General features: G+C 59.5%; 21 protein-coding genes. 13 read left to right on the top strand and 8 right to left on the bottom strand.

Annotated features, from left to right (window positions below):
• Window positions 1–854 precede the first annotated feature (854 nt).
• Window positions 855–1,187, bottom strand: a complete 333-nt coding sequence (locus A3AS_RS0132715; RefSeq protein WP_157644450.1) for a hypothetical protein — start codon at window positions 1,185–1,187, stop codon at window positions 855–857.
• Between the two features lie 178 nt (window positions 1,188–1,365).
• Here A3AS_RS0132715 and A3AS_RS44140 point away from each other — a divergent pair, with 178 nt between their 5' ends.
• From A3AS_RS44140 to A3AS_RS0132700, 3 genes are read left to right on the top strand one after another with little or no spacing between them, the layout of a single operon-like run.
• Window positions 1,366–2,745, top strand: coding sequence for an efflux RND transporter periplasmic adaptor subunit (locus tag A3AS_RS44140; protein WP_198293744.1), 1,380 nt, complete (start codon window positions 1,366–1,368; stop codon window positions 2,743–2,745).
• Window positions 2,746–3,447, top strand: a complete 702-nt coding sequence (locus A3AS_RS0132705) for an ABC transporter ATP-binding protein (protein WP_018321702.1) — start codon at window positions 2,746–2,748, stop codon at window positions 3,445–3,447.
• Window positions 3,444–4,679 (top strand): ABC transporter permease, encoded by a 1,236-nt coding sequence (locus tag A3AS_RS0132700; protein ID WP_018321701.1) that lies wholly within the window; start codon window positions 3,444–3,446, stop codon window positions 4,677–4,679. Before A3AS_RS0132705 ends, A3AS_RS0132700 begins: the two co-directional genes overlap by 4 nt.
• 72 nt (window positions 4,680–4,751) lie before the next feature.
• Here A3AS_RS0132700 and A3AS_RS0132695 read toward each other — a convergent pair whose 3' ends face one another.
• The 3 genes from A3AS_RS0132695 to A3AS_RS44135 form a co-directional block, all read right to left on the bottom strand.
• On the bottom strand, window positions 4,752–5,468 hold the full coding sequence (locus A3AS_RS0132695) for a response regulator transcription factor (protein ID WP_018321700.1): 717 nt from the start codon (window positions 5,466–5,468) through the stop codon (window positions 4,752–4,754).
• Window positions 5,469–6,291: 823 nt separating this feature from the next.
• Window positions 6,292–7,242 (bottom strand): AraC family transcriptional regulator, encoded by a 951-nt coding sequence (locus A3AS_RS0132690; protein WP_018321699.1) that lies wholly within the window; start codon window positions 7,240–7,242, stop codon window positions 6,292–6,294.
• 206 nt (window positions 7,243–7,448) lie between these two features.
• Window positions 7,449–8,636: an alpha/beta fold hydrolase gene (locus A3AS_RS44135; protein WP_018321698.1), complete on the bottom strand. Its 1,188-nt coding sequence runs from the start codon at window positions 8,634–8,636 to the stop codon at window positions 7,449–7,451.
• A gap of 448 nt (window positions 8,637–9,084) precedes the next feature.
• On the opposite strand from A3AS_RS44135, the gene A3AS_RS0132680 reads away from it, so the two are divergent.
• The 6 genes from A3AS_RS0132680 to A3AS_RS0132655 all read left to right on the top strand — a co-directional run bounded on the left by A3AS_RS0132680 (window position 9,085) and on the right by A3AS_RS0132655 (window position 13,985).
• The gene (locus tag A3AS_RS0132680) at window positions 9,085–9,330 is read left to right on the top strand and encodes a hypothetical protein (protein ID WP_157644449.1); all 246 of its coding nucleotides are present in this window, start codon (window positions 9,085–9,087) and stop codon (window positions 9,328–9,330) included.
• A 156-nt stretch (window positions 9,331–9,486) separates the two neighbouring features.
• Window positions 9,487–10,062 (top strand): OsmC family protein, encoded by a 576-nt coding sequence (locus A3AS_RS0132675; RefSeq protein ID WP_020508781.1) that lies wholly within the window; start codon window positions 9,487–9,489, stop codon window positions 10,060–10,062.
• A 31-nt stretch (window positions 10,063–10,093) separates the two neighbouring features.
• Window positions 10,094–11,308, top strand: coding sequence for an NAD(P)-binding domain-containing protein (locus A3AS_RS0132670; RefSeq protein ID WP_245283338.1), 1,215 nt, complete (start codon window positions 10,094–10,096; stop codon window positions 11,306–11,308).
• 40 nt (window positions 11,309–11,348) lie between these two features.
• Entirely contained in the window at window positions 11,349–12,518 is a 1,170-nt protein-coding gene (locus tag A3AS_RS0132665; RefSeq protein WP_018321695.1) for an NAD(P)/FAD-dependent oxidoreductase, read from the top strand.
• 10 nt (window positions 12,519–12,528) lie between these two features.
• Complete coding sequence (locus A3AS_RS0132660; RefSeq protein ID WP_049815051.1) at window positions 12,529–13,008, top strand: MaoC family dehydratase; 480 nt, start codon at window positions 12,529–12,531, stop codon at window positions 13,006–13,008.
• Window positions 13,009–13,148: 140 nt separating this feature from the next.
• Entirely contained in the window at window positions 13,149–13,985 is an 837-nt protein-coding gene (locus tag A3AS_RS0132655; protein ID WP_245283337.1) for a DMT family transporter, read from the top strand.
• Between the two features lie 384 nt (window positions 13,986–14,369).
• Here the strand turns inward: A3AS_RS0132655 and A3AS_RS0132645 are convergent, their stop codons facing one another.
• Complete coding sequence (locus tag A3AS_RS0132645) at window positions 14,370–14,633, bottom strand: hypothetical protein (RefSeq protein ID WP_018321691.1); 264 nt, start codon at window positions 14,631–14,633, stop codon at window positions 14,370–14,372.
• Window positions 14,634–15,609: 976 nt separating this feature from the next.
• Here A3AS_RS0132645 and A3AS_RS0132640 point away from each other — a divergent pair.
• Together A3AS_RS0132640 and A3AS_RS0132635 are read left to right on the top strand one after the other, a co-directional pair.
• On the top strand, window positions 15,610–16,779 hold the full coding sequence (locus tag A3AS_RS0132640; RefSeq protein WP_018321690.1) for a sensor histidine kinase: 1,170 nt from the start codon (window positions 15,610–15,612) through the stop codon (window positions 16,777–16,779).
• Between the two features lie 443 nt (window positions 16,780–17,222).
• On the top strand, window positions 17,223–17,921 hold the full coding sequence (locus A3AS_RS0132635) for a GDSL-type esterase/lipase family protein (protein WP_018321689.1): 699 nt from the start codon (window positions 17,223–17,225) through the stop codon (window positions 17,919–17,921).
• Window positions 17,922–18,120: 199 nt separating this feature from the next.
• Here the strand turns inward: A3AS_RS0132635 and A3AS_RS0132630 are convergent, their stop codons facing one another.
• The gene (locus tag A3AS_RS0132630; RefSeq protein ID WP_018321688.1) at window positions 18,121–20,100 is read right to left on the bottom strand and encodes an alkaline phosphatase family protein; all 1,980 of its coding nucleotides are present in this window, start codon (window positions 20,098–20,100) and stop codon (window positions 18,121–18,123) included.
• A gap of 1,469 nt (window positions 20,101–21,569) precedes the next feature.
• Here A3AS_RS0132630 and A3AS_RS48605 point away from each other — a divergent pair.
• Entirely contained in the window at window positions 21,570–21,731 is a 162-nt protein-coding gene (locus tag A3AS_RS48605; RefSeq protein ID WP_198293743.1) for a hypothetical protein, read from the top strand.
• A 2,311-nt stretch (window positions 21,732–24,042) separates the two neighbouring features.
• On the top strand, window positions 24,043–24,255 hold the full coding sequence (locus tag A3AS_RS0132605) for a hypothetical protein (protein ID WP_026202599.1): 213 nt from the start codon (window positions 24,043–24,045) through the stop codon (window positions 24,253–24,255).
• Window positions 24,256–24,836: 581 nt separating this feature from the next.
• On the opposite strand, the gene A3AS_RS0132600 is transcribed toward A3AS_RS0132605, so the two are convergent.
• Together A3AS_RS0132600 and A3AS_RS0132595 are read right to left on the bottom strand one after the other, a co-directional pair.
• On the bottom strand, window positions 24,837–25,016 hold the full coding sequence (locus tag A3AS_RS0132600; RefSeq protein WP_018321683.1) for a hypothetical protein: 180 nt from the start codon (window positions 25,014–25,016) through the stop codon (window positions 24,837–24,839).
• Between the two features lie 450 nt (window positions 25,017–25,466).
• Window positions 25,467–25,961 carry a DUF4142 domain-containing protein gene (locus A3AS_RS0132595; RefSeq protein WP_026202598.1) on the bottom strand — a complete coding sequence of 165 codons (495 nt, stop codon included), beginning with the start codon at window positions 25,959–25,961 and terminating at the stop codon, window positions 25,467–25,469.
• Window positions 25,962–26,235 lie beyond the last annotated feature (274 nt).

The raw sequence follows: 26,235 nt of genomic DNA, 5'->3' as shown, positions 1-26,235 counted from the left end.
CAAGTATGTCCTTAGTCCCGCAGAGGCGCGGAGACGATACGCTGGCATGGAAAGCACTTGTAGACCCGTACAGCCTGCCGATCCACGATTGCGCGCAACGCTCCTACCGGTACCATTTCACGGGTGCAATTCTCGCAGGCAGGAGGTGGCGGGGCGTTGCTGTCGGCTCGATTCAGCGACTAAGCGCATACCCGAAGCCGGGACCGGCGAACACTCGGGAAAAATACGGGTGGCAGAAGCCGCGGTTGGCACTTCAGCTATTGAAGGGAAACCGGACGGCGCACGCCGCTTGCTTTTGCCGCCGCTTTTGAGCCAAGCCGGACATCCGGGCGAACCGACCGGCACACTGCCACGGACCCAGGCCCTATGGTGAGCGTAGCACGTGAAGATGCACCTGCGTCATCTATAGGAAGCTTCGCCTCAGGAGCAGAACGCAGTTAAGCGCTATCGGCTCAGTGATGCGTAAGAGCGTCCGATTGCTGAACTCTGCCCCGCAGCCGACGATCTTGGCCTCACAGTCTGGCACTACGGCGCTTCCATGATTCGCATGTCATATCTTTCGATTGCTATCGAATGGCCAATATCGAACGACCGGCCTAATTCTATCCAAAGATGACTTGCTCGCGAAGCATATTCCCCCGAAGATCGAAGCGTGCAATCCAGCTCTCGCTTAAAGGAGCAATCCAATGGCACTGAGAAATCTGACGGTTGCAACAACCCTGACCATGTTAACCGCTGTTTGCGGAGCCGGGTTCTCACCAGCCCATGCAGACAAGGTCAAGAACTGCGGGACCACAACCACCACGACTGACGTGACGAACCCGCCCAATGAGAATGCGGGTTTCACGCAGACGTCAACGACGACGACTACCCAGACCTCCGCCTGCAATAGTAGCAGCGACACGGGTCAGCAGACCCAGACCCACACTGGCCCAACCACGAACAAGGGCGGCGGGACTCCGGGTGGCCACTGAGGGTTTGAACCAGGCACCCAATACGATCACCGAATAGGAGCTCAACATGCGGAAAACGCTGCTGTTAGGAATCGCCTTGACCTTGACCACTGTGGGCGGCGCCTGCTTATCGCCGGCCCATGCAGACAAGGTTAAGAACTGTGGGACCACGACCACGACGGTTACGAACCCGCCTAACGAAAGTGCGGGCTTCACGTCGTCGACGACGACCACCCAGACCTCCTCCTGCAACAGCAGTAGCGACACGGGTCAGGTGACCACGACCACTCCAACCACGAACAAGGGCGGTGGGACTCCGAAGGGTCATTAGGCAAGGCGCGGTATGGAAAACAACTGGGCAAGGGGGCGGCTCCTTGGAAGTCGCCCCCTGTTCGAGGAAGACACGACTTTGATGAAGCTGCTGCTTGGATCTCTTATCGCCGTCGGATTGGGGATGGCGACATACAATAGGGCGATTCTCCCTGAGAACGCCTGGGATTCCGCCTGGACTCGAGCGGCGCAGTACCTTCCCGAATCCTTGGTGAACCCCGCTCCTGAAGTTTCTAACTACCTCCTTGCGCCGATTCGCCGGGGGGATATCGCCACGACCGTGACAGCGAGTGGCGCGTTATCGGCGATCACGACCGTCCTCGTCAGTTCGCAAGTCTCCGGACAGATGCTCCGCATAGTGGCGGATTACAACGCTGAGGTTCGTCGGGGCGAGGTCATCGCTCAAATCGATCCCCTCAGCTTCCAGATCGCTTTGGAGCAAGCGCAAAGCGAGTTGAGAGTCGCCGAAGCGGCTGTGGCGATTCAGGAACGTATTCAGGAAAAAGCGGCCGCCGATCTCGCCAGCGCGGCCGCCGCGACGGAGCGAGTTCGCTTCGCGACCGAACGCGAGCGCATCGTCGTCGCCGAGGCCCAGCGTGACCTGGAGCGAAAGCGTACTTTGGCCAAGGGGGACAACGTCTCTCAGGTTGAGGTTTCCAGGACGCAGGCTGCCTTCGACATGGCGGTTCAAAATTACAAATCGGCCGAAGCGGACGAGCGCACCAAAATCGCACTTACTCAAGCCGCCGAGTCGTCGCGCCGCTCAGCGGAGGCGCAGGTGATTCATGCCAACGCTATCGTGCAGCAAAGGCGGGCAGCCTTAAAGGCTGCGCAGACCGAGCTGGAGCGCACCAAGATCCGCTCACCAGTCGATGGAGTAGTGATCGGGCGTACCATCGAGGAAGGCCAGCAGGTCACTGTCACTCTGCAGACCCAGACGCTGTTCACGGTCGCTCAGGATCTCCGCGAAATGCAGATTAAGATCTCAGTCGATGAGGCCGACATCGGCAAAATTCGAGAGGGCCAGCCGGTTATCTACACGGTGGACAGTTTCCCCGGCCGCGAGTTCCGGGCCGAGGTGAAGCAGATCCGCAAGGACTCCCAGGAGAAGCAAAACGTGATCACCTACGTGGTGGTCGCCAACGCACCGAACCCGGACAGGATGTTGATGCCCGGAATGACGGCAAACGCTCGCATCATCATCGACGCCCACACCAACGTGCACAAGGTGCCGGTCGCCGCATTGCGCTTTACCCCGGCGGGAGAGCGCGGACCGGAGGCCTCCCACCTCTGGACCTTGGGGGAGGACCAACGGCCAAGGCCGATACCCGTTCGCGTGGGGCTATCGGACGGCAGCATGGTCGAGATCTCCATCGCCGAGCCAGTTGAGCAGGTCATCGTCGGAGTCGACCAGCGAGAACCGTCGCCTACCATCGCGCGACGGATCATCGGGAGCATGTAGATGCTGCTGGTGGCCGTATCAGATCTGACAAAAACCTACGTGGTCGGACAGACGGGGGTGCCTGCACTCCGGGGCGTGTCGCTCGCCATCGACAGCGGTGAATTCGTCGCCGTCATGGGCTCGTCGGGCTCCGGCAAATCGACGTTGATGAACCTTATCGGTTGTCTCGATACCCCCAGCAGCGGCACTTATCACCTCGCCGGACAGAACGTGCTGCGCCTGTCGACCAACAAGCTCGCGGCGGTCCGCAACACGAGCATCGGCTTCGTGTTCCAGCAGTTCAATCTTCTGACACGAGCGACGGCGCTCGAAAACGTCGAGCTTCCGATGGTTTATGCCGGCCTTGGGTGGCGTGAACGCAGGCGGCGGGCACGCAACGCGCTGGCGCAGGTGGGCCTCTCGGACCGCGAGCACCATCGCCCCTCGCAGTTATCCGGCGGACAGCAGCAACGGGTCGCGATAGCTCGCGCGCTGGTGAATCAGCCGCTTCTGCTGCTCGCTGACGAGCCCACGGGAGCGCTCGACTCATTGACGTCCCACGAGATCATGACTGCCCTGGTTCGCCTCAACGAGGACGGACTCACGGTGATGGTCGTGACTCACGACGCCGAGATTGCCCGCTATGCCCGCCGGATCATCCGCTTCAAGGACGGCAGAGTAGTGTCCGATGATCTGAACCAGCACATTCGGGCGGCCGCATGAAGTTAGTCAACAGCACCCTTGCTGCGTTGCGCGCCGTTCGCGTCAACAAGCTGCGCAGCGCGCTGACGATGCTCGGCATCGTTCTCGGAGTGTCATCGGTGACCGTCATGATGGGGGTCGGCGGCGGAGCGAGCCAGCGCATCCAGACCGAAATGCGCAATCTCGGGGCGAACACCATCGTTTTGAACTCGGGGGCGCTGAAGAGCCGCGGCGTATCCAAGGGACAGGGGTCACGACCGAGCGTCACGCCCGCCGACGCGCAGGCCATCGAGAACGAAGTCCCAACCGTGATCGCGACCTCGCCGCAGCACAACTTCGCGGGGATGCAACTGATCTACGGTAATGCGAACTGGTCCACCCTGGTCACCGGTACGACGCCCGAGTATCTTATTATCCGCAACTGGACCGTGAGCCGGGGCCGCGCCTTTGACCGTGAGGACGTGCTCCAGGGCAGCAAGGTGGTCATGCTCGGGCGCACCGTGGCCGAAAAACTGTTTGGCAATGAGAGCCCGGTGGGGCAGGAAATCCGCGTCAACCGCGTTCCGATGACCGTGATCGGCGAACTGGCCGCTAAGGGGCAAAGCCTGGCTGGGATCGACACGGATGACACCGCTGTGATTCCGATCTCGACTGCGCTCAACCGAGTCATCGGGCGCAATCCGGCCAATCCTCGGGCGATCTCGGGCGTGATCCTCAAGGTGCGCGACGGCGCCAACATGGCTTCGGCCTTCACCGAGATTCGTCAGGTCGTGCGCCAGCGCCACGGGCTCCTGCCTGCACAGGAGGACGATTTTCACCTGATCAATCTAACGGAAGTAATGCGGGCCAAGGAGGACTCGGCGCGGGCGCTCGGGATTCTGCTTGCTGCGATTGCGTCCGTATCGTTGCTGGTTGGCGGGATCGGCATCATGAACATTATGCTCGTCTCGGTCACCGAGCGGATCCGCGAAATCGGGCTGCGGCTCGCGGTTGGAGCTCGACGAAGCGACATCCTGGGCCAATTCCTGGTCGAGGCGACGATACTGTCCCTGATCGGTGGCATCGCTGGGGTCGCCCTGGGCTTGGGGGGCGCCGTGGCCGTCGAGCGCTACGCCAACGTGGGCGTTGTCCTCAACGGACAGCTCAGCCTTGTCGCAATGACGTTCGCGGCTGGAGTTGGCATTTTCTTCGGCTTCTATCCGGCCTGGAAGGCGTCATTGCTGCAACCCGTCGAAGCCCTGCGCTCGGACTGATCCCGATCAAATTGCAGACGCCGCAGAATCCGAAATGGCGGGCTCCCCGTCGCGGCGCGCTCCAGTGCCCGATCATGGCGCCGCGCGTGCTCCAGCAATGCACATCGCCAACTGCGTTCTGCCGCCGACGTGAAGTTTCCCGTAAATGTGATGCAGGTGCATCTTCACGGTGCCTTCTGACAAACCGAGCTTGCTGGCGATCTCCTTGTTGCGCAAGCCTCGCAATACGAGGTGCACGATATCGGTTTCGCGCGATGTCAAGCCAGTTGTCGTCGGTGAGGACCGTTCAGCTGTTGCTAGGTGGTGCAACAGGTTAGGGTCAACCCATTTCCGGCCGCGGGATACGCTCTGGACACAATCGATCAAACTGGTGGCGCGAGCGCCGCTCAGCAGAATCCCGTCCACATCAGGCTTCAGCAGGTCCGCGGCCATTATCGCGTCGCGCTCGTCAAGCAGAAGGATGATCGAAACGGAAGTGCTGTGGGCTCGGAGTTCCGCAACTGCTTTCGCGGCCTCGTGGAGGGCGATGTCTTCTGTGAGCAGAACAATATTCGGATGATAGGTGTTCAAGGAGCGCAGAAGTTCACCTTGGGACGGGCAGCGCGCCACGACCTTATGGCCGCTCGCTTGCAAAAGTGCCTCGATTCCAGCTCCTGCGATGTCATCATGCGTGGCAACAACCAGAGTGGCCAATTCGCCGGTCTGGAGCCCTTTGGAACCACAGGCGCCATCTTCTTCAAACGACACAACGGGTTCGATGAAATGAGATCGGTCGAATTTCATACGCATGACGCATCTCTACTCACGCTGAAATTAATTGTAGTTCGAACGGCGGCCTGCCCGAGACATGTTGCATTTCCTGCGCGGACGAAAATCAAAGCGAGATACGAACACTACCGATATCGATCTCGTCCAGACACGCTCGTCCAGACACGCAGTACCGTCGCGTCACAGTATGGCCCCGATGCTTTTATCGGTATCTCTGCTTAGCACTGATCGGATCGAAAATTTACATCGGCATTTTACGCGTCAGCACCTGTTTGCGCTTTCGACGACAGGCCATGCAAGATGGATCACCAACACAGCAAGTAAGCAGCAAATTTTGTTTTTTTCAACTTGAAATCTTTCGAAGGTGAAAACGCCGCCGGCGCTGATGTGGTTCCATGATGGAACAGAGCTGCAGAGAGACGCTAATATCGGTCGAGGTGTTTCGAGACCATGCCATCAGCATTGCTCATCCCTGGGGGCCTCCTTTCATTTCAGTGCCCACTGACGAAGCTTGCAAGCTTCCACATGCCTGATTGGACGGAGCCACTATCGGACGCGGTCTCAACTTGAGCGAAAGTACAAACTTAGTGAGCTTGGACCTGCTCACTCCTGCCCCAGTAGGCGTCTGCTGGACAATGTCTGCTAGTGGCTCGTTTGAGACGTTGCGGCTGACCTTGAAATCGTCCGCTCACCGGGGCTGACCGGAAATCATCGCGGAGGGGCTGAAGCAGCGCGTTTCACCCTTAGGCGACTATAAATTCGTTCTTCACACGTCTGCTTCAAGCTAGACGAGACATTCAGATTTGCTCCGGCTATTGCGTCTACGCGTAGTCCCGGCACTTGCCTAATGATCTCGCCACTCGGCGGGCCACATCTCGAATTCGCGCCTGAAGGCCCGCCGGAATCCCTCCTCGGATTCATATCCGACCGCTGCAGCGATTTGGGGGACGCTCATGCGTGACTCACGAAGGTGGCGCTTGGCAATCTCCAGGCGCCATACCGTGAGATAGCGGATGGGCGGCATTCCAATCAGCTGTGCGAAGCGATCCATGAATGCGCTGCGGGAGAGGGCAACCTCCTTGGCAAGGATATCGGCCGACCATGGAGCGGCGATGTCGCCATGAATGAGCGCGAGCGCACGCCCGATATTGGGATCGGTCAATCCCTTGAGCCAACCTTGCTCCCGGTCGCCAAGCGTTGAGGTGTACTCGCGAACGGCCTCCACCAACAGCACTTCTGAGAGCCTCGACATCACGTCCGACGATGCTAACCGTCCACGGACCAACTCGGCTGCAGCAAATCGCACCGATGTCTCGACCCAGTCGCGGGAAGCGGCCTTGCTGATGTCAAGCCTCAGCATACGCGGCAACGTGGCAAGCAACGGATTGAAAGCATCCTGAGTTCCGAGAAACCCGCATACGATGCCCGTCGGCTCGCGTCCGCCGCCGTACCGGATCTTCATAACGCCGCCCTCCGGCGACTGCTGGATGAGGTCGGCGGCGCTGACTGGAACGACGCCCGCGGCGCTCGCCATCGTGTGAATGTCGTTGCGAGGAAACAGGACAATCTCCCCGGCGTGAACCTCCGTCGCCGGGGCGCCGTCGAGGCCGACTAGCATGCGGCCTTCGAGAACTACATGGTAGCCGATCACCTGCACGAGATTCGCTAGGAACGGCCGGACGTCCTCGAGACCAACCCGGGCGGCGACGCACCACGGTGCCGTGAAGGTCGCCTCGAAGAAGACGCCGCCCGTGAGCCGAACCGACCGAAGAACATCGGACAGGGGATCTGGCATCGTCTGGGTCTCTCAATGCTGGACGAATGGTCCTCTCATCTGGACGTCCGGTCCTCCACTTGCAACCAGCTTAAGTGAAATCGATCGATAACGACAAGCCACTGGATGCTCCCCGATGCGGAAGCCTTCACGCAGCCGTCGCGCGCACAAACGGCGTGCGCCAGAGGCGCTGCGACCGGCGGCACTATCGCATTGGCCACGAGGCGTCACCGTTTCAGAAAAAACTCTACCTCCTCGAAAAACCGCTCGGAGGCGGCCTCATGCTCAAGAAATAGATGATTTTGGCCCTGAAGTGGGATGAATCGGGCGCCGGGAATGCCAGCAGCCATTGAGCGTCCTAACTCAAAGGGCACTCTCGCATCTCCCCGAGCGTGCATGACAAGTGTTGGCATAGTCACCTTGCCAAGAACCTCCGTGACATCAATTTCGCCGGCGGCGGCAAGATAGCGCGCTGCGCACTCGGGTGAGGTCGTCCGGCGTTGCAGTTCATTGAAGAAGGCAGCTTGCTCTGGTGTGGCCCCAGGCATGAACTGCCCAGTGAACAACTGCCGAAAGGCCGGATTGTCTGATCCCCAGCCATGACGCATCAACGTAGCCATTGCAGCTCGAAGCTCCCTTTGCTCCGGCGATCTCTTTGCCGCGCCAAGTGCAAAACCCCCATAAAGAATGAGGTGAGAAACTCGTTCTGGATGTGTAACAGCATATGCAATCGACACCGCACATCCCTGGGACACTCCCAACAGCGGAAATCGATCTATACCAACCGCATTGACCACTGTTTCCAGGTCACTGACCCAGGCTTCGAGAGACAACGTCTCGACATCCCAGTCCGACATGCCAGTGCCCCGCGCGTCGTACCGGATAAGCGTATGCTTTCGCGCCAGCCCGTGAACGACGTGCTGCCACACAGGAGTCTGCCAGTCATATTCAAGGTGATTCAACCAATTTGCGGTTTTGACCAGCGGATGTCCGCTGCCGGCAATCGCATAGGCGAGACGAACACCTTCAGATGTGCGGCAATATTTGATCTCTTGGCTGATTTGCGAAGGATCGGCATCGAAACGCTTGGGTTCTCCCTCATTGCCGCCCGACATAGTCTGCAGACCAATCAGTCGATACCCGCGCCCCGGGACTGTAATGACAAAGCTCTGCTCCCGCGCTCCATCCTCAAGTGCTTTCCGCAGTGCTGAGATGTGGACATGAATATTGCTGTCTTCTACCGACAGGCCCGGCCATACCCGTTCCAGCAAGTGGTCCTTGGAGACGACATTGCCTTTTGCAGAAGCCAGTTCGCAAAGGATGTCCATCGCGCGGCTCCCCAGCTGAACCCGAACGCCCTCGCGCGAAAGCTCGCGCCGTTCGGGATCAAGAAGGAATCGACCGAAGCGAACCATTTTTGTCGCTCATCGGGTCCTGCGTCACGATCGCCGATTCAGAACAATTAAGGTTCTAAACCAAGGACCTTAAACGGCTCTCGCCTTACCATCCATAGAACGTACTGCCGCGGGCAGCAATCCAAAAGACACGCTGCAGAAATCAGGAGAAGGTCGTGAGCACCTCTCAGACGGACAACCAAAGTACGACGCCCTGGAACACCGCGAAATTTCGAGCAGCCGCTCGCGAGCCTGGCCGACCGAAGAACGTGTGACCGAGGAACTGTCATGACCTTTATCTCGCAATATTGGATGAATGGTCCTCCCATCCGGACGCGCAGTCCTCCACTGGCACTCAGATCGAGTGTATCTAATCCACAACGACAGGTCGCTCGGATCCAAAGTACAGCACGATAGCCATGTGGGAAGCCTCGGCCAGCAGATCACATCACGAATGAGTGAGATGATAATGAGCGCAGTATTGACTGAAAAGACACCAGCCGAGCCGCCGCGGGCCTGGTTTCTCAACAAGACGCAGGAAATCCTCTCTGTTCTCCTCACGCGGCGGCTTCGCAAAGCGGAGGCAGAGCTCGTCGCTCTCCACGACCGCGTGCTCGAAATTATTGGCCTCGATCGCAGCGAGATCGGATCCGCGGTGCTGGAGGACCCACAGGAGAGAACAATCGCGTGCGGCAGAAGCGTGGACACGACGTAAGCCGCGATTAGCCGATTCACCGCCGAAACAACGGAATCCACGACCGGCCCGGCATTTCGCCGCGTCGGAGGGATCCGGCCTCGCCGAAGGAGGGGGCCGGAATGTCAGGTCCTCAATTTTGAGGTCGCTCGCTACTCACAACACGGGAGAGAGACAATGACTACGACCACGAGCATCTCGCCTTTAGCGAAGGTCGACAACGGCGTTAATGTGACCGCGCTGCTCGAAGCACGCGAGTCCTTGGAGCAGGTGCCAGAGGCGGCGCAGTTCAAGTGGCGTGCAAGCTGCCAATGGCTGAACGGCACGCACAGCCGTTCCGCTATCGGCAATTTCTTCGGGCTCGGAGCCGAGCAGTCCCGCAACAAAACATTCACCGTCGAGGCAGACCACCCCCAAGTCTTTGCGGCGGAAGACAACGCTCCCACCCCAGTTGAACTCGTCCTTTCCGGACTTGCGAGCTGCCTGACGGCGGGCGTTGCCGCGATCGCCCAGCGGCGCGGCATACAACTCCACTCCGTCAAGGCTTCGCTCGAGGCCGATATGGACATTCAAGGCATCCTCGGCATTGACGATGAGGTGCGCAACGGCTTCGGCGCCATCCGCGTTCATTTCGAGATTCGCGCCGATGCGAGCGAGGACGATATCAAGGCGCTGGTCGCTCAATCGCAGAAGCGGTCGGCCGTGTTCGACATCGTCACCAACCCGACGAACGTCTTCGTCACCGTCAACTGACGGCGGCGGCTGGACCCAAGGAGCGAGTGCCGTGAGGTTCGTGACCACCATCATCATCGGCGCCGGCCAATCCGGACTAGCCATGAGCAGGCATCTGACCGCCCGCTCGATCGACCACGTGGTCCTCGAGCGCGGCGAGGTGGCTAACTCATGGCGGACGGAGCGGTGGGACTCGCTTCGCCTCCTGACGCCCAACTGGCAAACCCGTCTGCCGGGATACGCCTACAGCGGTGATGATCCGGACGGCTTCATGACAATGCCGGAGGTCGTCCGTTTCCTACAGCGGTACGCCAGGGTTTCGTGCGCTCCAATCGCGACGGGAGCGCGCGTCACGCGGGTGAGGCAGCAGGAGGGAGGCTATGAGGTCGAAACCAACCTTGGTCCATGGCGCTGCCGCAAGCTCGCGATAGCAACCGGAGCCTGCAACCTCGCCTCGATCCCATCGCTCAGTGCCGGTCTACCCGGCAAGGTAGACAGTCTCACGCCGCTGCAATACAGGAATCCCACTCTTCTGCCGGACGGGGGCGTGATGATCGTCGGTGCCTCGGCGAGCGGCATTCAGCTCGCCCGGGAGGTCCGGGCAGCCGGCCGTCGCGTCGTGCTTTGCGTCGGAGAGCACGTACGGATGCCGCGGACCTACCGCGGACGGGACATCCAGTGGTGGATGGACGTCATCGGTGCGATGGATGTCCGATACGATACCATGATCGAGGACATCGAAAGGGCGCGGCGTCTGCCGTCGCTCCAGCTCATAGGAACGCCGGAGCGCGCGACCGTCGACCTCAACAGCCTGCGCAAGGCAGGCATCGAGCTGGCGGGTCGCCTCGTCGGCCTTGTTGATGGCAAGGCGCAGTTTTCCGGATCGCTCGCCAATCACTGCGCGCTGGCCGATCTGAAAATGAACCGGTTGCTCGCCAGCATCGATGATTGGGTGAACGCGAGCGGACTTGCGCGACAGTTTTCCGCGCCTCATCGCTTTGAGCCGACAGATGTCGGATCGGAAACCAGGCTCAGCCTGGACTTGATCGATGCTGGTATCGGTTCGGTAATTTGGGCGACCGGATATCGCCCCGACTACTCCTGGCTGGACGTCCCCGTGCTCGATGGGAAGGGAGCATCCGTCACGATGGCGGGATCGTTTCCGCACCGGGAATGTATGTCATGGGCCTGCCATTTATGCGCCGGCGCAAATCGTCCTTCATTGATGGAGCGGGCGACGATGCTGCGGATCTCGCCGCTCACCTGATCCAGAACCTCAATTGCGCTGCTGCCTAAGAGCAAATGCCATGAACGACCTGCATAGTCTCGACTCTCATTATGACGCGGTAGTGGTCGGCGCACGGTGTGCGGGCGCTGCCACGGCCTTCCTGTTGGCGCGGTCGGGAGCAAAGGTCCTGGTGGTCGACCGTCAGCCCTATGGCTCCGATACCATATCGACGCATGCCCTGATGCGGTCTGCGGTCATGCAGCTCACACGCTGGGGACTGGTTCCGAACATTGCGGCGGCGGGAACGCCCGTGATTCGATCGACCACGTTTCACTATGGCGACGAGGCCGTTCGGGTGGACATAAAGCCGGATCATGGCGTCGATTTTCTGTTGGCGCCACGACGCATCATACTCGACCCATTGCTGGTTGACGCGGCCCGCGACGCCGGCGCGGCGGTTCGCCACGGCATCGCACTTTCCGAGTTGCAATTTGCATCGAACGGCCGGGCTATTGGCGCCTCCTTGAGAGATGGCAGCGGTGCGTGCAGGATTATCCGCTCGGATATTGTTATCGGTGCGGACGGCCGCCAGTCGACCGTCGCGCAGTTCGTCAATTCAAGAGCCACCGTCGAAGGATTCAACGCCTCTGGCGTCGTATTTGGCTACTTTGCAGGACTGGATTGGGACGGCCTGCATTGGCATTTCGCACAAAACGCCGCGGCAGGCGTGATTCCAACGAACGCCGGTCACTGCGTCTTCGCGGCGGTTCCGGCTTCGCAATTCGTCGCGACATTTCGCGGCGATGTCATGCGCGGTTTCATCAAGGTGCTGGCATCGAGCTTTCCCGAGCTGCGTGCCGACATTGACAGGGCCACGCTGCTCGGCCGCTTGCGGATCTTTGGGGGAGCAAGGAGTTACCTCCGACAATGTCACGGAGCAGGCTGGGCCCTTGTCGGTGATGCCGGCTATTTCAAGGACCCCCTGACCGCACACGGGATCACGGACGCTCTTCGCGACGCGCAATTGCTGTCGCGAGGAATCGCCGATGGCAGCACCCGCGGGCTTGAGGCCTATCAGCGCCAGCGCGACGAACTGTCTTTGCCGCTTTTTCGCGCCACCGACGCAATCGCCTCGTTCCTGTGGGACATCGACGAGGTCAAGCAGCTTCATGCTGATCTGAGTGCAGCCATGAAAGCCGAGGCCAATTACGTCGCGAACTTGTCACAAGAGCCGTCCCTCGCAGCATAGGAGCACGAAAATGTCGACCGATTCACCCTGGACTCGAACGCTGGCCGGACGGCCCGTGCCAGGTCGCCGCGCGGAAAGGACCCGGACGACCACAATGCGAGATGTCGAAATGTTCACCGAGATGACAGGTGACCAGAACCCCATCCATTACGACGTCGAGCTGGCGGCCAATTCGCCCTTCGGCGGGCTTATCGTCCAGGGCGGCGTCACGACCGGCCTTATGAACGCCGTCGTTGCTGAGGATCTCCCGGGGCCGGGCACGGTGTTTCTCGAAACCAACTGGCGTTTCGTCAAGGCCGTCCGCGTCGGAGAGACGATTACCGCAAGCGTCAAAGTCGAGCACGTCCGGGATGACAAGCCGATCTGCAAGCTGGAGACCGTCGTCCGCAACGCAAGCGGGGAAAGCTGCGTGGTTGGAACTGCGACGACTTACACGATGGCGCTGCCGCAGCGCGTGGCCGGCCAGGCGAAGCGTGCCGTAGTCAGCTGACGGGTCATCGTGCGGTTTTGATGCATCAGTTACAGCGACAACCGCGCTTCTTCAAAATGCCGTTCTCGCGCAGCCGGAAAATCCAATGGCCGGGTGAATGACAAATGAAGCAGCCTTGCATCAAGATTGGGACAATTGCCTTGACCGGTTTGGCGACGACTGCGTTCGCAGCAAATTCGGTGCTTTGCAGGTTAGCCCTGTCCCATGCTGCGATCGATCCGGCCACTTTTACCCTTGTACGTCTTGCGTCGGGGACGGGCGTACTGTGCCTCATGTTGTCGCTGCGCCGGAAGCATGAACGGCCGGGGGGATCGTGGCCTGCATCTGTAGCGCTATTCGTTTATGCGGTCGCATTCTCCTTTGCATATGTCTCGCTTCCAGCCGGTACGGGATCGCTTCTCTTGTTTGGCGCGGTCCAGGCGACAATGGTCGGCTATGGGCTCGTCCGCGGCGAACGCTTATCCGCCTTGCAGTGGTTCGGATTCACTATTGCCGTCGCGGGACTGGCGGCGATCGTTGCTCCCGGCGCATCGGCACCGTCTGTGACGGGCGCGTGTCTCATGCTGACTGCCGGCGCTGCATGGGGCGCTTACTCCCTGCTCGGCCGTGGCATTGCGGATCCCCTCGGGGCGACCGCCGGCAATTTCACGCGTTCCTTGCCAATCGCAATTTGCCTTTCCTTGGGCGCTCTGTCGTTCGGCACCGACCTCACCTCTGGGGGGATCGCCCTTGCGATCCTTTCTGGCGCAGTTGCCTCCGGAATTGGCTATACGATCTGGTACGCTGCGCTCCCGGGTCTGACGCCTGCGCAAGGCGCCTCGGTGCAACTGAGCGTTCCGGTCATTACGGCACTGGCAGGCGCCTTGGTGCTCGGAGAAGCACTCTCCCTTCGCCTTTCCATATCATCGCTTGCGATACTCGGCGGAATTGCGCTGGTCTTCAGCAGTCGAGAACGCGCGTTGTCCAGTAGCAGCTGAATGGCCATATCCTACGGCTTGCAGTTTGAGGCGCTCCGCGATCACCGAGATAAAATACGTCAGAAGTTCGAGTTATTGCTCAATCTCTGTAGGTGCTGGGAATTGATATCCCACGCACGCGGTTCGCCCTCGCTGACGAAGTGAGTCGAATGAGACTTCCGCAGTTGGCCCAATAGCCGAACATCCATTCAGACATTCCGATCAAGGTGAAAAGGGCGATCTCGACCACGAACGTCACGATCATGATTCCGACCGTGAGAAACACATCGCCCACCGGGAGAGGGGTCATGGCGCGCCTCGCACGTTGCGAAAACCCGCAGCCCAGTAGCTAATCCCCCGATCGCGGAGGTGTTTCAGTTTCAAGCGGTCTTGGGCCGAGATTACCTAGCGCATTTCGAGTTCGCTGATTGCCTGCGCTGAAATCTGTGCAGGGTCTTTGATCCCGGTTTGAGCTATTTTGATGATTGTCTTCGCCACCAATTCCGTGAGTGGATCGTCGCGATCCTTAACACAAAGGGTGCGCAACGTTTGCTCGTAAGCCTTTGCAATGCAGGCAATCTCCTTCGGTGCCATACCGTCGGTTTGCAAATGCAGGTAGATGGCCGTGTCTTGCCCTCCAGCAAGCCCTATTAAGTCGCGCACTTCCATGGAACCGGAGTTTAGCGGGAACTGGCCGTCATTCGTTCTGCTAACACGGTGACCCGGTGCGATAGGTCAAGGTATTTGGTCCTATGAGAACAGAACAAGTCCGAGCGCAGTCGCATCAAGGCCGGTCAAATTGTGTTCGGCTCGTCGGCCGTTAATTGCATCGTTCGCGATATCTCCGAGACGGGTGCCCGCATCCAAGCACGGGGCCGCTTTCGACGAGACCGGTTCGAAGCCTTTTCCTTTCGAATGTCGCCTTGTGGCCCTTTAGCCGACGGTCGATTGAGCGCGTGTCATGTCGGCTGTCAGGGGCAAACCGGACGCCGATCCAACTTGGCGTACACCGCTGCTTTTGGCCCTTTTCGGACCTCGCGCATTGAACGCTTCCGTGCGGGTGTTACGGAATAAGCGGAGCGCCATTCCGGCCTAAGTTCCTAAATCTTACGTTTGATCGTTCGACGCGCCGCTTGCTAACGAGGGGCTCTTTTCTCCGGGTCGTCCCGGCGCTGCGCCATCTCTGGTTTCGGTCGAGCTGCGCACGCTCGCTGCGGCGCAACCTTCCCGTCTTCATGACGCCATAGAGAATTGTGCCACCCAAGATGAAGGCGCCGATAAACATCATCCAGAGCGCCGTCACTGAGGTATTATCGAGTAGCATTCCGACGCCACTGTGTTTCTCTCGCTGTTTGTCTCAAGAATCAAACCCGCATAAGTTCTCTGCGGAGCTCAGCTCAGCAAGCCTTCCCCTGGAGATCCCATCTCTTTTTGGAGCCCCCAAAGGTACGTTGGCGATCGGCAAGTCATTTTCGGTCGACCAGTTGAGGGCTAAATTGCGGACGCTGTTGCCGCTACGGTAGGAGCGCAGCCATGCGATCCTGCCGACGGAGCAAGCAATTCGGGTTACCCACGGTTGGTGCGCTTTGGCGATTGGTGACGCGCTAACTTAGGCACAATTCATGAGTCCCGATGTTAGAAACGAATGGAGGACCACCCGACCGAACACATTGACGGCGATGTGCTGGACAAAGTCCGGCGCCACATCCGCATTTTGGTCGATATCGGTCGTCTTTCGGTCGAAGACGCCGGAACGGAGCGCTTCTTGGACCAAGCCGTGCTGCGAATTGCCCGAGCCGTGGAAATCCACCATGTTAAGGTGCTTCAATATCGTCCAGACACGTCTGATCTTCTGTTGATCGCGGGAGTTGGCTGGAAGGAGAGTGCCGTCCGCACCGCCACGCTGTCGGCCGACCTCCGCTCGCCGCCTGGCCGCGCCTTTCTAACGGCCGAGCCTGTCAGCATCAGAGATTTCGCCGAGCAGAAGGAATTTGTTCGTTCCGAATTCTTGGCGGAGCACGGCATTGTGGCTGTCAGCAACGTCCCGATCCTCATCGGCGGTGCCGCATGGGGCGTGCTGGAGGTGGACAGTACGAAGCCGAGAGACTTCTCGCAGGATACGACCGAGTTTCTGACCGCCGCCGCCGCGCTGATAGGTGCTGTGCTGCGTCGCGATGCGCGACCGGACGAACAGGCAAGCCTTATGGCTGCGGTCGCCGAGGTTAAAAAGGGGCAGATCTTGCTTCGGGAGATGCAACATCGGGTCAAGAACAATTTTCAACTCGTCCTGTCCTCGATTTCCATCCAGAAGCGCCGCTATCTTGACTCGGAATCACACCGCGCCCTGGACCACGTGGCCAGCCGCATCAACGCCATCTCGCTCGCACATGATCAGCTTGCTCCTCGCCAAGAAGGGCAGATCGTCAGACTTTCTCATTACATCCGGGCTCTTTGCAGCGCGATCCGCAATCAGGTGGATGAGGTTGAAGTAGACGTCGAGTGCCACGAACTCGAGTTGGCGATCGATCGGGCCCTCCCGGTTGGCCTCATTTTGAATGAGACTGCGATGAACAGCATCAAACATGCGTTCGGTCCAGAGGGAGGCAGGATCAGCGTAAGTTTGGTGGGAGGCGTCGGCTACGGCGAGGCCCGATTGACAGTGACCGACAACGGTCGCGGCATTCAACATCCAAACGAAAGCGGGTCGGGCCTTAAGCTGATTACCTCTTTGGCGAGACAAATTGGCGGTACCGTCGATCAGACCAGCAGCGACGCGGGTACAACAACAACGCTTACATTCCCTTTGATAACGTAAAGTGGGACCTGGTGAGGTAGGCACGGGATAGGCTGCGCCTCAGCTATCGCGGGCGGGGTCGGCCGATGGTCCACCTGCGGACCACTAAGGTCGATCGAGCGCGTGGTATGTCGGCTGTCAGGGACAAACCGGACGCCGATCCAACTTGGCGTCCACCGCTGCTTTTGACCCATCTCGGACGTCGGAGCCATTGGTTTACCGGATCGTTATGCGTCATCCTGGCCGAGAATGTCTTTTGGAAAGGCATGGCATCCTTTAGTCTTCTCTAAGCTGCTTTTCGGGCCGTGCCGAGGTCTCCGTTCGAGCGAATGAGCAGCGGGAACTGCCATCGGCGGGCGTCGCAACACTCAACAAAACCGACAGTTCTTTTGTGCGGGTCTCTCATTGAGCGCTGCGTGCTCAGGCACGCGAAAGGCTCACGTTGATCGCAACGAGGCAGCACGATGAAATTAAGACTGGGAACGTCCATCACGCTATTCACCGCCACGCTTACTCTTCGCGCGACAGTCATCGTCGCCACGGTCTGCATTGCACTTGGGTGGGCCACAAGCCACAGCGTTCGCGCCGAAGAAAGGGTGCTCAAGATCGTCGTGCTCGGAGATATTCTCACTTCCGAGTACTATCTCCCCGCTGGCTATGCCTTTCATGACAAACTTGAATTTGCATTGAGGGCCAAAGGTCGATTGGTCAAGGTTGTCAATGCCAGCGTGAATCACGACTCGGCGGCAAGGGGCCTTGCTAGATTGAACCAATCGGTCACCGACGATGCCGATGCGGTGATTTTGGAGCTCGGTGGGAATGACATGCTCAGGGGAACCGAGCCAAATGTCACTCGCACGGCGCTCGCGGCGATTCTACGCAACCTGGAAACCCGGCGAATTGTCGCACTCCTTTGCGGAGCGCGGCCTCATACCAACTTCGGAGACGAGTACGAGAAAGCTTTTGCCGCGATGTTCTCTGGTCTTGCCAGCGAATACAACGTGCTGTTCTACCCGGCTTTCGACGACGCGTTTGTGGACGATGCTCAGCTCAAGGCGCGGGACGGCCTGCGCCCAAACGCGGCCGGAATCGAAGCAGTCGTCACGCGCATATTGCCAAAAGTCGAGGCCCTGATGGACCGCGCACGTCGCAAAGACCGTTGATCCCCTCCAGTTGCGGCGGACGATGGCCACTCATTATCGCGGACGAGGCAATGGATAGCGCCGGACCACTTCCGGTAATGGCTCATCGGCGAAGTTGCGCCTCGGCGGTCGGTAGTCCGCTCGTTGAGCCGGAGCGGACCAGATTTGCTCAACCTGAGTTCTTCGCGTTTTGACCCAAAGCCGACGAACTACCGCTACCCTACTCCCGGATCGCTCTCGCATAATCGAGATAGGTGTATCTCCTGCTGCCGTAGCTCAGCACCTTGGTCTGTAGCTTGACCGCATAGGTGGTGAGTCTTGGATCGGTAGCGCCGCCGTCGAGATCGGTCGGCCGCTTTACGGTCAAGCCGGTCCGGGTCGAAGACCGGTGTGTTTTGCGAAGCACGCTGAAGTCGGTGACCGGCGGGCCTCCCTGCAGCGCCTCGTCCAGCACGCGCCCCAGCGTGTCCGGCATGTCAAGTTTGAGGATATGCGCGACGGTCGGGGCGATGTCGACGTTGGCCGTGGGGAGCGTGTCGTAAAGGCCGGCTTTGAAGTCGGGCCCGCGCACCAGCAGCGAAATGCGCGTGTCGGTCGGCGAAAAGCTGCCGTGGTCGCCGCGACGGTTCACCGAGCTCGCGTAGCTGATGCCCGGGTTGCCAGCCACCGTGATGGTTTCGTCGTAATTGAAGCTGACGATGATGTCCGGCGCCCGTCCCGTTACTTTCGGTTCTGTGTTGACGAGACTCATAGGCAGCGTGCCAACGATATCGCCGTAGCGGTCACTCACGAAGATCGCGCCGAATTGCTGGCGGGCCTGTAGGCTGGCGACAGCGGCCTTCACTACGTCGCGCTTGCCGTCCGGAACGAAGAGGTAGTCGCTACCGGCATTGGCGGCTGCGACGACCGCGCCCGCCGGGACTGGCTTCGGTACCACGAAGGCCGGAGAGGTAAGCTGCTGCGGCTTGCCGCAAACGCCTCCATCCTCGTCACGCCGCAGCGGCTGCAGGTGCATGCCATCGGGCAGGATGCCCGACAGGATCGGGATCGCGCGGCAGCCGGCGCCGTCGTAGGCCTTGAGCCCATCGCGTGTCAGGAGCTCGGCCGTGCGCACGAAGCCCGACACCGAGTAGCCATGCGGATCGGGCACGCCGGCGCCGCCGTCGGCGATGTCGCGCAGCGGGAAGTGCCCGACGTCGCCGGAAACCGTGCTGTGATTGTGGTCCTGGGTGATGATGATGTCGGTCGACTGCTCCCAGCCGAGCTGGCGAAGCTTGTCCATGACGCGTCCCAGAATTTCGTCGTTCATCCGGGTGGCGTCGATCGAATTGTAAGTCCCCGGTCCATAGGCGTGATTGGTGGCATCCGGCTCCTTGGACCAGAACACGGTCAGGTCGGGTTGCTTGGCCGGTAGGATGTAGTCGACGAATACGTCGGTCAGGTAGCGGAAGCCGCGCCGCGACAGCGCGCCGCTGCGATCAAGCGGGTTGGCGGTCTGCCCGTCCTTCAGCCGCTGGATCGGGATCGGCGCAGTGGGATCGCCGTTGTCCTTGGCAAACGTCAATGCACCCGCCGGATGGGCGTTAACGCTGTTGCGTGGCAGCGCGTAGCCGGCGTTCTGCAGTTCCTTGGCGAAGGCGAACGGTATCGCCGCGTCCTCGTCGAGGATGATGCCGCCGCGTCGGTAGTCCTGGATGAAGGCGGCGCCGAACTTGCCCACCGCTGCGGTGGACAGGCCCTTGGCCTGTGCCGTCTGCAGCAGTGTCGGAACCAGCGTCAACCTGCTCTGGTAGGCTTCGCGCACCGCCTCCACCACGCCGAAATCCTCGATGAAGGCCGGCGCCGAAAAGTCGATCTCGGAACCTTTCGCGTTCTTTCCGCTCGCGTGCGGCGCGTACACCACGTTGCCGTAGAACCCATGTGCGCCCGGATAGGCGCCGGTGGCGATGGAGGCGGAATTCATCATCGTGAAGGTTGGATAGACCGCGTGATGGTCGGCGAAGACGACGCCAGTTCGCGCAAGCGCGAAGTAGTTCGGCGTGATCTCTGGTGCCAGGTCGTCGGCGCGCAGCCCGCCCCAGACAAAAACGATCACGCGTCGCTTAGCGGATGCGTCCGGCTGCTGCGCACACAAGTCGTCGGCGGGCGCAAGCAGTATGACCGAGAGGGCGCCGAGGAGAGCAAGCGATCTCATTTTCATGGTTCGCCTCGCATGACGCCGGCAATGATACCCGCCTCTCCGGAAGCCGCTGCGGCTGCCCCCCAGATGCCAGCGAGAAGGAAGATCACCGGCTGGACATGTCTCGCGGAGGTTAAGAAGATTCTGCTTTGCCGTCCAATACATAATTGTACTATTCTTCGCGCGTCATGCACTGAAGAAAGCCGCTGCGCGACCGCTACGTTATCCATTGGGACAAGCGGCGTCCCTGCCTATCACGCGTCCGACGGGCGCGGCAGCACGGCGCTGTAGCTGGGACGTACCATGGCGCATCGTGTGATCGATGTCAGCTATTGGCCCCATCTGCGAAGTCGCGGCACAAGGCATTAATGTCCGCGAGCGGACTGGATTGCTCGCTCTGAGGTCTTCGCATTTTGACCCAAAGCCGTCCTGCGGCCACGCTCACAGTTCGCGAGCAGCACTTGCTGGCCTGTGAACGCAAGGGTTCCTTCACCTTGATCGAGGGTTACATCCGAATGGGCTATAGCCGAAGATCTTCGCGACGAAGAGTGAGCCCGCTGCTGCTGGGGGCCAAACGGAGATTTCCGATGGGTGCGGCAGGCTGGCGGTATGCGCATACGAAGAGAACTCTCCGCGTCCGGGTGGTCGTTATCGGCGCGCTGGAAGAGTTGCCGTTTGTCTGCCCGGTGGCAGTCGCAATCGGCTCACTGATCATGATCGACTACGCTCTACAAAGTTTGGCCGCAGTGAGGGGGAATAGTGACGAGCGAGCTTACCGCGGCGGAGCCGCGATGCGTTTTGTAGGATGGAGTCGGCGCGCGAGTCAGCCAGCTTCATTATGCCGCCGACTTGTCTTCCTTCTCCGCCCCGCGCATCACGATCTTGAGGGCGTCATCCGGCAATGGCTGCTGCAACGTCTTCGCCTCGTCCCACGGCGGGCGTATCCACACGTCGCGCTCCTCGGCGGTCGTGAGGGCCCGCCTGCGGTCCGCCGCTCACACTTTGATGGAGTGGCAGCAGACATCGCGCACCGCCGTAAACCTTCGTATCGGTCCGTAACCCCTCTAGATACCCGACGTTTACCTACCCTCAATTGAGCCGCCGGCCGCGATCATCTTATCTTAAGCGTGTGCGGTAGCGCTCCCGCTATCGCTGCCCTCCTTGGGCGTTTCCTCCCTAGACTTGGCCGCTTGTGGCAACGCAGGCGGCCTTTCTTTTGTGTGCACCCTGGGATTAAACCGAAGTCTGGTCGACCTACACCCATTCACTAGCTCGAGCGTACGTCAGTAGGATCACTTCATACCCGCGCGCAATGGCGTCAACGAAGTGCTCGGTGCTTAATGAATGCGGATTGAAAGGCAACGGAACCGGCCCACGAGCAGGCAGTTGCAGGACAAGGTCGGCGGCGTAGCGCCCGCCGATCTTTCCCTTGATCGAGCCGCGCGTTGCCGCTCCTGTCTACTGCGACAGTTGGCTGCGGAGAGTACGCCATGAAAAACATCGCCGATCTCCTAATGCGGTTTTGGCAAGGGAGCCAACCCGCGTCAGATACTCAGGGTGCGGCTATGGCCGAAAATCGGGATCGATCCAGCATGGCCGATTTTGTCCGCATCCTTCAGGCCTACGATCAAGACCAGTACGGCAGGAGTTAGGGGCGACGGTTGGCTGACATGGTGCCGCGATCACCGTCTCGCGGTAATGACGTGATGCGACGGCTACCCGCTCCCGGTGAGCTTCTCAACTGGCAACTTTTCCAGTTGCCTCGCAAGCTTCCGCCGTGACGCGGTCGTCTCTCCCGGACAACCTGTTCATCACGATGATGTGCCCGTCGAGTTCCCGAAGGTTGTTTGGAAGGTTCTGCAAAAGCACAAAGCCACCCTCGCTTGCATTGCCACACTTACAATCTTGGCCGCGACGTAGCTCAACGGTTCGCAGAAAGCCACCTACTGCCGCTAATAGGTTCTCGATGAAGTCATGCGCGACACCCTCTAGGCCTTACCGCCGACAATCGCAGCGCGCTCAATCATGTGTGGGCAGTCTTCAACCCGCTTGGATGCTTGGGCCGGCGCAGTAGCTCACTCGCGTTCCGAACCCCAAGGGATTGATAATTTGACTCTCGGCGGCGCCGCGCTTCGGTAGCGGTATGCCTCGTTCTGTTCGACGCCACACACCTACGCAGGCCGACGGCCGGCCGATGAAGATCACTTTCGGCCAGATGCGCGCGATGGGCCTACGCGGGATCGTGGGTCTACCGCCACTGCGGTCCTCACGTTGCGCTGAATGCCAATCGCTGGAGACGAAGTGCCGTCATCTGATACCGAACCGCAGTTCGTATGCCAGGGGTGCGGCAGCCGTGGCGCGGACTTGCGGCCCGATTTCGAGCGAGGTAATCCGAAGATGGCAATCACGGGCCGCCGACCTGAGAGCGATGAAGCATGACAAAGTTCGCGGCCTCACGTCCCTATGCAGATCCTGAAGCCGCCGCCCGGCAGCTGGTCCAGCTCGCATCGAGCCGGTTCGGGACGGGTTATCCATATCGAGAAGATCAACGCGCCGTTTCGCTACACGATGAGGGGCAACGGCTCAGAGTTCGGAGCTGGTATCAAGTATGCCGTCCAGCAAGGCTGGCTCGAACTCCACGAGAGTGGGACATATGTGCGCTTGAAATCGGAGAAGCAGCTGATTCCGAGCTAATCAAGGCGCTGCGGGTGATCCTCTGCCGCCGTTATCATCTGAACTCTCACGCATCAGCCGGGCAACTCTGCGCGGCCCGTCCCACACCTCAACAGAAGGATGTGCGTCTAAGAATTTCTTGGCCCGAGCTTGAGCGTCTTTGTCGGTCGGGCAATCGATCTCGTAAACTGCGCGAGCAACACCGTTTAGATCGACCGCGTACGCAACATAACGCATTGCCGTGCCCACGCATTTGTTGACCGCATCGAAAGTGGCCCCAGTCATTTGGCGGTGACTGGAGCCGTTGCGCCCTGGCACGGCAGGGGGCTGAAGTGCCAGAGCACACACCAAACCGGCCGCTGGCTACTGGTTCCTAGAAGGACTTCAGCGCGCCGCTTGCGAGAACCGACCGATCGCCAAACGCGCGTCAGACGATGGGCCGTCCCGGGTGGATGTCGCGACTAGCGTATCGCGCCACAGACGAAAATCCCAATTCTCTGGGGTCGAGAATCGTTCCTTTACAGATACTTCGAGCCAACTGAGGGGGCCTTACTCTTTCCAGTAGAGGCGCTTGCAGGTTGGGCAGTCGTACACGTGGATCTTTGCGCTCTTGCGGAGATCGAAGATGGTGGCCCGGAATCTCGTCGGTGTGTGGCAATCCTCGCAGGACGGCTCACGGGTCTCGGTCTCAGCTTGCCGGATGGGGCTAGAAGGGATCATTTCCAAGCATCGCGACCGCCCGTACCGCAGGGGCAAGCAGCAGCATTGGGTCAAGGTGAAGGACCGTCTGCGCAATGGGACGGGAGCTTTAGAAACGAGCCACAGGCCCGCTCTGATACGGCGCCCGCGGTCCGTGCCGCGACGTTCCGCACGATCGGCGCGGCTGATGGACCTAGCAACACTCGCCAACGGCGAAGATCTTAGGCCGCCATTGGCGAGAATCTGTCAGCTTGCGCCTGGGAAGGGGCCGTTGGGGGACATACGGGCTCTGCTCAGAGGTGAAGGCCCGCCAGCTCGCCGGCCCATCCTGCTGAAAATTGTGAATTGCATCATATTGCGTCTCAGAAATGCTGCGGTAGTGTCAGCGTCACCGGGCTGGCCGCATATTTCACTTAGATCTTTTCACCCGGCTTTTTTGACCATTGCGCTGACCGCAGCAGTCCCCCTGCTGCGGCCTACGCGCTGACGGGAGGCTGCGTCCAATGCCCAAGTAGATTTGCTCTCCGCCGCCAGTTTTCCCTTTTTGTGTCGACCATTTTTCCGGCTTCCAAATTGCCATTGGAGACCTTTATGGCCAAAGAGCATTGCCTGATTGTCCGTGCTGCTGGGAAACAGCTTGACCTGCTACGAGGCGAAGCCTCCCGCATCGCAAAAGGAGCTAATGTCGCTTGGTGGACCGACCGCGCGGAGATCGGCACCAGGTTCTGCTTCGAGGATTCCAAATCGAAAGATTTGTTTGCTCTCACCTGCGACGGACTCGGCATCAGCTGCCAGGACGGCTAGGTCCCAATAAAAAACCCGTCGACCTGGAGCCGACACGTTCTCTTTGCCCTTGCGTACCGCGGTACTTGTCACCAACCCGCGATGACCAATCGTAACGCAGTACAGTTGATGCTCGGTTACCGCTTCAACCGCCTAGCCGCCACTGATGCATTCTGAACGTCCGGCGTCGGCGCTTCATCGCTCCTCGCTCAGCAGGCGCTCTCGGAGATCACGGGATTTTTCGGCGATATCATTCCTACAGGATTTATCCAGCGCCGCCGCCGCCCGTTCCTTGGACCGTTCGGACCCCGACCATGTGCTTTGCTTGGAAGACTTCGGCTCGCAGGCTGCGCAGGGCCTATAATTCAGAATCCGCGTCCCCTGATAACCGGAAGCCGCGGCATAGATCCAATCGCAAGCGCAATCTCGAGAACGCTTCGTGTCCATCGTGTGGGCGATCATGACCGCTACGCTGACGTCGATGAGAATAACGAGGACTCAATTAAATACACGCTCACCTCCAATTTTTGGAATTGAGCGCGCGCAACTGCGGTGTAGAGTAACTTCCAAACTCAACCGCCCATTGGTTGCTGGCCTCGCGATCACCGCTGGTGACCGAGTCCAATTCCCAGGACAATCGCCTTCTGACGTAGTGCGCCCTCAGTTCGCTTAGTCATCTTAGCGATTTTGACAACCGGCGTCCGGGCCTTGGAATGCGCCTTCAGTTCTTTAATGTCTTCCTTGGTCCACTCACGGCGAACGTTCTTTGCCTTCTTGGCCACTCTGCGCTCCTTCGATGTTTAGAGCGCCGTTTAGCACAAAGTTTGTAGCGCGCAACCCTGCGCGCATTTTCTCCAACCAGAACGTGACAGCGGTCGATTAGCCGCGCGCCAACGTTCTTAGGATTCCAATGGCAAACGACTTAGTACCTGCTGCGTATCTGCTGCCCAACGGGATGGTGGGAGCGCGACGCAACTAGACTTACGCTAACCGGTTTCGCAGGACGTTTAATTCAGCAATTTGCCTTTCGAGAAATGCGATACTTTGTGCAAAGCAGCGGCCTGGAAAGATCAATCGGAAATACTCATCACGGCCTCAACGCAACTGAGCTGTATATTTTTCATCAATCTCAGCTTTACCCCACTAGAGGGGCGGACCAAGTAGTCTTCGCGTCATGAAGGACCGCCGTGAAGTTGCCTTGCCGAGATCCTGCCGAGCGAATTAGGTGTGGATTAGTGACCGGCTTTCAATGATTTTGCGGCGTTCAGATGCTTTTGCAACGTATCTATTTGGCGGGACGCATACTCTCCGGCAGCATCTTTACTTTTGGATGCCTTCTTGTACTCGGCGATATCCTTTTGGTGGTCTGCGACCATGTGAGTCGCGAACATATTGTCGAACCCTGCGCCGGACATTTTTGACATCTTGTCATGTTCAGCTTTTTGCTTAGCGTTCGGTCCGCTTGGTGGATTCATTCCCAGCGCTTGGGCAGCATCTAAAGCCTTCTGATTTGCGGCAGCGTGGTCTGTGGAAAGCATTTTGCCATAGGACTTGACGACATCGCTTTGACCGTTCTGCTGCGCCAGCTCTCCCATGCCAACTTCAGCGAAATTGCCTTCGATTGCCTTCTTGAGGAACGTTTCGCTTTGCTTTTCCTTCGCAGATGCGTTGGCAATTGAGAGTGCCATTAAGGCTGCTGTTCCGAGCGACAAAAGGATTCTGTTCAAGGCAAACTCCTATGAGTTGTTTGTCGATGAACACGTCAATCATGGAAGAGGTTCCAATTGAGCACGTCGGCCGCGTCCCCGCGGTGCGCGCGCAGGCACTCCCGGGTTCTTGCCGGGCTTCGGGGGCTTGCCAACTGACCGGCCGAAGTCGGAACGATGCCCAACAGGAACCGAATAGTGCGAGCACCATTGGCTCCCCATGACCGATCAGGTCCTGTATGAAAGCAGTAATCGCGACGTCTGGTTTTTGACGCGACACCCGGCTTCGAGCACA

The sequence above is a fragment of the Bradyrhizobium sp. WSM2793 genome, assembly GCF_000379585.1.
Lineage (GTDB): Bacteria > Pseudomonadota > Alphaproteobacteria > Rhizobiales > Xanthobacteraceae > Bradyrhizobium.
The sequence above is the reverse complement of the archived record's forward strand: the minus strand, read 5'-3'. Positions and strand labels throughout refer to the sequence as shown.

What these genes read in the sequence shown, in the direction of transcription:
- A3AS_RS0132705 (WP_018321702.1), top strand. Translation starts at nt 2,746, where the DNA reads ATGCTGCTGGTGGCCGTATCAGATCTGACAAAAACCTACGTGGTCGGA.
- A3AS_RS0132635 (WP_018321689.1), top strand. Translation starts at nt 17,223, where the DNA reads ATGAAATTAAGACTGGGAACGTCCATCACGCTATTCACCGCCACGCTT.
- A3AS_RS44140 (WP_198293744.1), top strand. Translation starts at nt 1,366, where the DNA reads ATGAAGCTGCTGCTTGGATCTCTTATCGCCGTCGGATTGGGGATGGCG.
- A3AS_RS0132605 (WP_026202599.1), top strand. Translation starts at nt 24,043, where the DNA reads ATGGCCAAAGAGCATTGCCTGATTGTCCGTGCTGCTGGGAAACAGCTT.
- A3AS_RS48605 (WP_198293743.1), top strand. Translation starts at nt 21,570, where the DNA reads ATGAAAAACATCGCCGATCTCCTAATGCGGTTTTGGCAAGGGAGCCAA.
- A3AS_RS0132660 (WP_049815051.1), top strand. Translation starts at nt 12,529, where the DNA reads ATGTCGACCGATTCACCCTGGACTCGAACGCTGGCCGGACGGCCCGTG.
- A3AS_RS0132665 (WP_018321695.1), top strand. Translation starts at nt 11,349, where the DNA reads ATGAACGACCTGCATAGTCTCGACTCTCATTATGACGCGGTAGTGGTC.
- A3AS_RS0132680 (WP_157644449.1), top strand. Translation starts at nt 9,085, where the DNA reads ATGAGCGCAGTATTGACTGAAAAGACACCAGCCGAGCCGCCGCGGGCC.
- A3AS_RS0132640 (WP_018321690.1), top strand. Translation starts at nt 15,610, where the DNA reads ATGGAGGACCACCCGACCGAACACATTGACGGCGATGTGCTGGACAAA.
- A3AS_RS44135 (WP_018321698.1), bottom strand. Translation starts at nt 8,636, where the DNA reads ATGGTTCGCTTCGGTCGATTCCTTCTTGATCCCGAACGGCGCGAGCTT.
- A3AS_RS0132700 (WP_018321701.1), top strand. Translation starts at nt 3,444, where the DNA reads ATGAAGTTAGTCAACAGCACCCTTGCTGCGTTGCGCGCCGTTCGCGTC.
- A3AS_RS0132630 (WP_018321688.1), bottom strand. Translation starts at nt 20,100, where the DNA reads ATGAAAATGAGATCGCTTGCTCTCCTCGGCGCCCTCTCGGTCATACTG.
- A3AS_RS0132645 (WP_018321691.1), bottom strand. Translation starts at nt 14,633, where the DNA reads ATGGAAGTGCGCGACTTAATAGGGCTTGCTGGAGGGCAAGACACGGCC.
- A3AS_RS0132690 (WP_018321699.1), bottom strand. Translation starts at nt 7,242, where the DNA reads ATGCCAGATCCCCTGTCCGATGTTCTTCGGTCGGTTCGGCTCACGGGC.
- A3AS_RS0132675 (WP_020508781.1), top strand. Translation starts at nt 9,487, where the DNA reads ATGACTACGACCACGAGCATCTCGCCTTTAGCGAAGGTCGACAACGGC.
- A3AS_RS0132695 (WP_018321700.1), bottom strand. Translation starts at nt 5,468, where the DNA reads ATGCGTATGAAATTCGACCGATCTCATTTCATCGAACCCGTTGTGTCG.